The 5,098-nt window shown below is 45.4% G+C and carries 5 protein-coding genes; all 5 read right to left on the bottom strand.

The window, feature by feature from the left end; all coding sequences use genetic code 11:
• The coding region (locus EPO18_RS15395; RefSeq protein ID WP_292434733.1) for a PAS domain S-box protein at window positions 1–1,983 on the bottom strand (1,983 nt) is incomplete at its 3' end.
• A 171-nt stretch (window positions 1,984–2,154) separates the two neighbouring features.
• Window positions 2,155–2,616, bottom strand: coding sequence for a tellurite resistance TerB family protein (locus tag EPO18_RS15390; RefSeq protein ID WP_292434730.1), 462 nt, complete (start codon window positions 2,614–2,616; stop codon window positions 2,155–2,157).
• Window positions 2,617–2,632: 16 nt separating this feature from the next.
• Window positions 2,633–2,971: a tetratricopeptide repeat protein gene (locus EPO18_RS15385; RefSeq protein ID WP_292434729.1), complete on the bottom strand. Its 339-nt coding sequence runs from the start codon at window positions 2,969–2,971 to the stop codon at window positions 2,633–2,635.
• A 61-nt stretch (window positions 2,972–3,032) separates the two neighbouring features.
• A complete protein-coding gene (locus tag EPO18_RS15380) occupies window positions 3,033–3,872 on the bottom strand; it encodes a tetratricopeptide repeat protein (RefSeq protein ID WP_292434726.1) in 840 nt (279 codons plus the stop codon).
• A 320-nt stretch (window positions 3,873–4,192) separates the two neighbouring features.
• Complete coding sequence (locus EPO18_RS15375) at window positions 4,193–4,552, bottom strand: DUF805 domain-containing protein (RefSeq protein WP_292434724.1); 360 nt, start codon at window positions 4,550–4,552, stop codon at window positions 4,193–4,195.
• Between the last annotated feature and the right edge of the window lie 546 nt (window positions 4,553–5,098).

Genomic DNA, 5,098 nt, shown 5'->3' with positions numbered 1-5,098 from the left:
CACCTTATGTCCTTGGGTATCGTTTAATACTTTAAAATTATCCAGATCGAGAAATAGCAACGCACCGTAAATTTCAGTGCGTGATTGAATGCCGATAGCGTACTCCAGACGCTCAGTCAGGAGACGCCGATTCGCTAACTCCGTCAACGTATCGTAGAAGGCCAGACTTTTAATTTTTTCTTCGGAAGCCTTTCGTTCGGTGATATCCGTGAAATTACCTACATAGTGGGTAATGCGCCCCAAATCATCTTTGACAGCCGTTATAGCGAGCCATTTTGGATAGATATGGCCATCCTTATGACGATCCCATATTTCGCCTTCCCATTGACCATCGCTTTGCAAAGCACAATGCATGGCCCGATAAAAGTCCTGATCATGATGTCCTGATTTAAGAATTGAAGTCTTTTTGCCGATGACTTCTTCCGGTGTGTAGCCGGTAATCTGGGTAAATGCCCGGTTGACGCGTATGATAATTTCATCGGCATCCGTGATAGTGATGCCTTCCAAAGTTTCGAAAGCAGTGGCGGCAATGCGTAATTCTTGTTTGGCTCGGTTTCTTTCGGTAATGTCCTTGAAGAAGCCGACAAAGAATCCTTCATCTTCGCCGATGAAAGAAGCATTGACTTCAACATCCCACACACTCCCATCCTTACGACGATGCTGGGTTTCAAACGTATCCGTTCCATATAGCATAATTTTGCGAACATGTTCAACCGTTTGCTCCGGTGATTCCAACGCTTCCAGATCGGTGATCCGCATACCGACCAATTCTGCCTCTGAATATCCGGAAAGACGGGCATATGCAGGATTGACTTCCAACAGGCGGCCATCTTTACCCACTTGCCAGAAACCCTCTCCGGTGGTTCGAATAACCGAACGGTATTTTTCATGCCGCTCATGGAGTTCTGAGGTACGTTCGGCAACCGTTTGCGCCAGTTCATGTTCGGATGCTTTTAATCGGCTGAGGGTGTTGTCCAACTGCTCGGCCATATTATTGAACAGTTGCGACAATTCAGCGATTTCACGGTAACCTGTTGAGGAAACTCGCTGTGTGAAATCTCCCCGGGACAAGGCCCGCGCCATGTCAGCCAGCGCAATAATAGGTTTGGACATGCTCCTGCCAATCAGCGTTGCGATTAACCAGGCAGAACAAGCAAAAAGGAACGCTACGACGCTCAGGCTCATGACCAATCGTGTTAATGGTGCAAAAGCTTCTGCCTGATCGATATGAGCCATAACACAGCCCCCGCCGATTTCCGGCACGAACCGAAAACCATGGATAATAGATGTATCGCGATAATCGAAACCAAGAACTTCATCGTTTTCACGGCGTAAGCAGTGTTGCATCGGTATAGCAGAAATGGGTTTGATGACTCCTTGTTGCGATGGATAGCGCGGTTTGGTGATGAAAAACCCCTGATTATCGGCCAGAAAAGTTTCTCCCGATTGCCCTAACACTTTTGAACCGACGAAAATATCTTGCAGTTCCTGTCCATGATAGGTCGTTATCAGGCTAAAGCCGGATTTTGAATCGGCAGCAATCAAGGACAACAATGAAGCGCCATTCACTGTAGAGATTGCCGCTATCTGTCCGGGCAGGAACGGTTTATTTAACTTATCGAAAGGGATAGCGCTACCCAAGATAAGATCGCTCTCGACTCCTGAATGGAAAGTCAAGCCGGCTGTATGATTGATGGCGGCAAACTGCTCCAGTGTGGCTCGAACGCAGTCATTGATGCTCCCGTTACTGTAGCCACAGGAGGAAATCAATCTATCCAGTAAAGCTTTGCCGCGCTCGTTGTCTCTGTGCAACCGTATACGCAATTCTTCATAGCGTACTTCGGCTATATCGCCTACGTCTTTGATACGATTTTCTCTGATGCCGTTGTATAAGAACCAGTAGGCTGTCGCGCCTATCAATCCAGTGGGCAGCAGAATGCATAATAACAGCGCGACAGTTAAATGTGTTTTTATCGATCTCATTCCCATAGTTTGCTTATTTTATGTAATTTTTAAAAACATAAATAAAATACCCGCCGTTGCCCTTGGCCCTTGATAAAGACCGGCCACCATTGCAGAATTAGGCAAAATATGATCGGAAAGACCGCTGGAATAATGATTTCTCATAAGCATTTTTAGACTAATCGATTAATCTCAAACTTTGCCGGTCTCCGGTCCTACCCGGTTCTTTGCCATAATGAAAGCGGTATGAGGTACATGCAAAAGATCAGCAATTTTTCGCACTAGATATTCTTCGTTCATATCCAATACGCCATCAATAAATGCAATTTTCCATAGCGATTCAATTAATCGAACTTTTTGCTCCAAACTGTATTCCTTATTGATTAAGGAAGTGAATTGAAAGTAATCAGTCGCCTGCTTTCTTTGTTGTTCGGCCAACTCTATTAAAAAAGCCGCTTGCTCAGCATTTAAAGAGAAATTTTGTTGAACCAGAGATAAAATAATTGCTTGTTCTTTTTCCTCGACCTTATCGTCCATATGCATCATTTCCAAGAATAAAACGATAGTCGCAAGCTGTAGCTTATCTTCTGTAATGTCTTCCGGCGCTGAAAGCGCAAGATGTTGCTCAAAAAAAAGTTTGATCCGGTTAAGCATTTTTAAAGGATTCCATTTATTTAGACGAACTCATCACATCAAGATTATTTTGCGCCGCAGAATGTCCCTGATCTGCGGCTTGCTGATACAACTTAAGAGCCTTAGCTTCATTCTTGGGTACGCCTTTGCCATTTTCATACATATAAGCAAGATTATATTGCGCATCAGGATCTCCTGCCTGTGCTTCCCTTTGCAATTGAGCCACCTTGTCTTCTGTCACAGTGACCACAGCGGGCACGATTGTTTTTGCCTGATTACTGTCCGCTGTCTTCTCAGTACAGGCTGTGAGTAATGCCACAGTTGTTACAACGATGGCAAGAGAAAGAGGGGATATTCGTTGATAGTATGCAGTCATTATTTTGCTCGGTTAAAGAATGAAGATAAGATATTTATCTTTATGATCTTATAAGACATTATCAAGTCCAGTCGTCTCCGCCGCTAGCCCCATCGTCATCCCATGACGACGCGTCCGCTATACCGAAATCAGTACCGCCCATATCGTTATTTTCGCTTATGCTACCGGGTGTGCTCCATGGAGAAGGATCATGGTGTGGCGGTTCGTGGATAACGTTATCCTTATCGCCATCGATAAAATGATGCATCAGCGCTTCGCCTGCCACGACCCCGGCGCCCAAGGCTGCCCCTGTAGCCAGACTCCCCATAATACCCGAACCCATTCCTCCGGCAGCGGGTTGTCCGATTGCCGGGCCTGCCCCGTTCATGCCGGGAGTTGCTATATTTGAGCCGGGAGCATTTCCACCATAACTATTGGCGGGAATCACATTGGAATTTCGCCGACTCATGTATCCAATTAATAACACGACTAAACCGATACCTAAGATCAAAAGGATCCATGGCATCCAATCACTAACGGAAAACGGTAGACTCTGAGGAGCGGCGACATTGGGTTGCACTGCGCCATTTGATGGTGTTGATGGTGAAGAAATGCGGCTCTTAAGGTTTTTTACCGCTTCCGGCTTCGCAAAAGGCAATCCCGGCTGCAAGCGTTCAGCTGTATTCAGTTCGGCGCCGGCATTGCTGAGTAAGCCTTGTTTTGCCAACAATTCGGCCTCTACAAAATGCGCCTTGGCGCTGTTCGGGTGGGCGCGCAGCACTTTGTCCATCATAGACTGCGCTTCATTAAATTTCCCTGCTTCAGCCGCCAAATAGACTTGATGCATTGTAGGTTCTTCTTCGGCAACAGCAGGCGCAGCTAAAAACAGCAGTACCAAACTAATAACGGCGGGTTTTAACATTTGATTCAACTCCAATTTCTAAATTATGCAGCTTATAGATGAGCTAATACCTTATAACGTCCGGCGCCAAGGCAAAGCGTTGGTCGATTGTAACTCAAATAGGATTTTTTAGAGCTTCGGGATAATGAACCATCACCCCTTATTATTGAGGAATTATTCTAAATCAATTAATTACAACGTAATTTTTTTAGACAGGATTTGTAATGCACGAACTTATGTTCTGAAAGCTGGGTTGCAAACCCATTTAGGGACAGATGCGTTGGATATATTGAATTCACATCCTTGTGCTTAGATTCCACTGGAATCATCCAGCCTACACGCTACTTTGGGTTTGGGCCATATTGATTATCGCCGGGCGTACTGTCCAGAGCCATAAAGATCAAAAGCACGATGCCGCCGATGACCGGAATCAAGGCGATAAAACACCACCAACCGCTACGGTCAGTGTCATGAAGTCTCCGAACCGTTACCGATATGCCGGGAATCAAAACGGCCAGCGAGTAAATACCGCTCAACAGGCCGAGGCCGGTTTCAGCGCTAACAGTACCCATTGCAGAGTCAATGACCACCAAAAGGATACTGATAAGAAAGTTAAACAAAAAAAAGTACCAATACTCTTTTCTTCTGGCTCTTCCGCTAAACACAGCGTACTTTTTTAAAGTTTCCAGATACCAATTCATAATTTTTTTCCTTTCTCTCTACCCCATTGAATGAGTTAGCTGACTGCCGGGGTGATGCAGTCAGCTAACGGTATAGTCAAAATGTTGGCCAATGAAAAGATGTTGTCCAGCCTACCTTACTATGACCGTCGGAACGTGGATGTTTTCCGCGTTCAGCAACATACCAAATGGCTTTTTAGCTGCCTAAGTATAATCATTATAAAAACTAGACAAAAAACTAATTACACAAATCTCCCTCCTCCTGACCCTGAGCAATACCAATTCCTCAATGGCAACCCACGTTGGCGCCGCAAATCACTTGCAGATGCTGATAAAGTAATGAACAACTGATGTTACGCAATTAGTCGAATTTAGACTGCTTTAATATCTCAGTATTAAAGGTGTCGCTAGTGCGACAGTTATTTGAATCGGGTTCTCGCACCCGATGGCGAGTTACTTTCTTTTGCGTCGCCAAAAGAAAGTAACCAAAGAAAAGGCGACCCGGTTGCCGCTTTGTTCCTGTGCTCCTCGCTTTTGTCGAGGGTCAGCAGAAGGGGCTCCTGCCCC

The organism is Methylobacter sp. (assembly GCF_004322395.1).
Lineage (GTDB): Bacteria > Pseudomonadota > Gammaproteobacteria > Methylococcales > Methylomonadaceae > Methylobacter_A.
Note: the sequence above shows the minus strand (reverse complement) of the source record. Positions and strands in the feature narration are given on the sequence as shown.

Bases quoted from the DNA above. Each gene is read 5' to 3' on its own strand.
- EPO18_RS15385 (WP_292434729.1), bottom strand. From the start codon at position 2,971: ATGACTGCATACTATCAACGAATATCCCCTCTTTCTCTTGCCATCGTT.
- EPO18_RS15375 (WP_292434724.1), bottom strand. From the start codon at position 4,552: ATGAATTGGTATCTGGAAACTTTAAAAAAGTACGCTGTGTTTAGCGGA.
- EPO18_RS15380 (WP_292434726.1), bottom strand. From the start codon at position 3,872: ATGTTAAAACCCGCCGTTATTAGTTTGGTACTGCTGTTTTTAGCTGCG.
- EPO18_RS15390 (WP_292434730.1), bottom strand. From the start codon at position 2,616: ATGCTTAACCGGATCAAACTTTTTTTTGAGCAACATCTTGCGCTTTCA.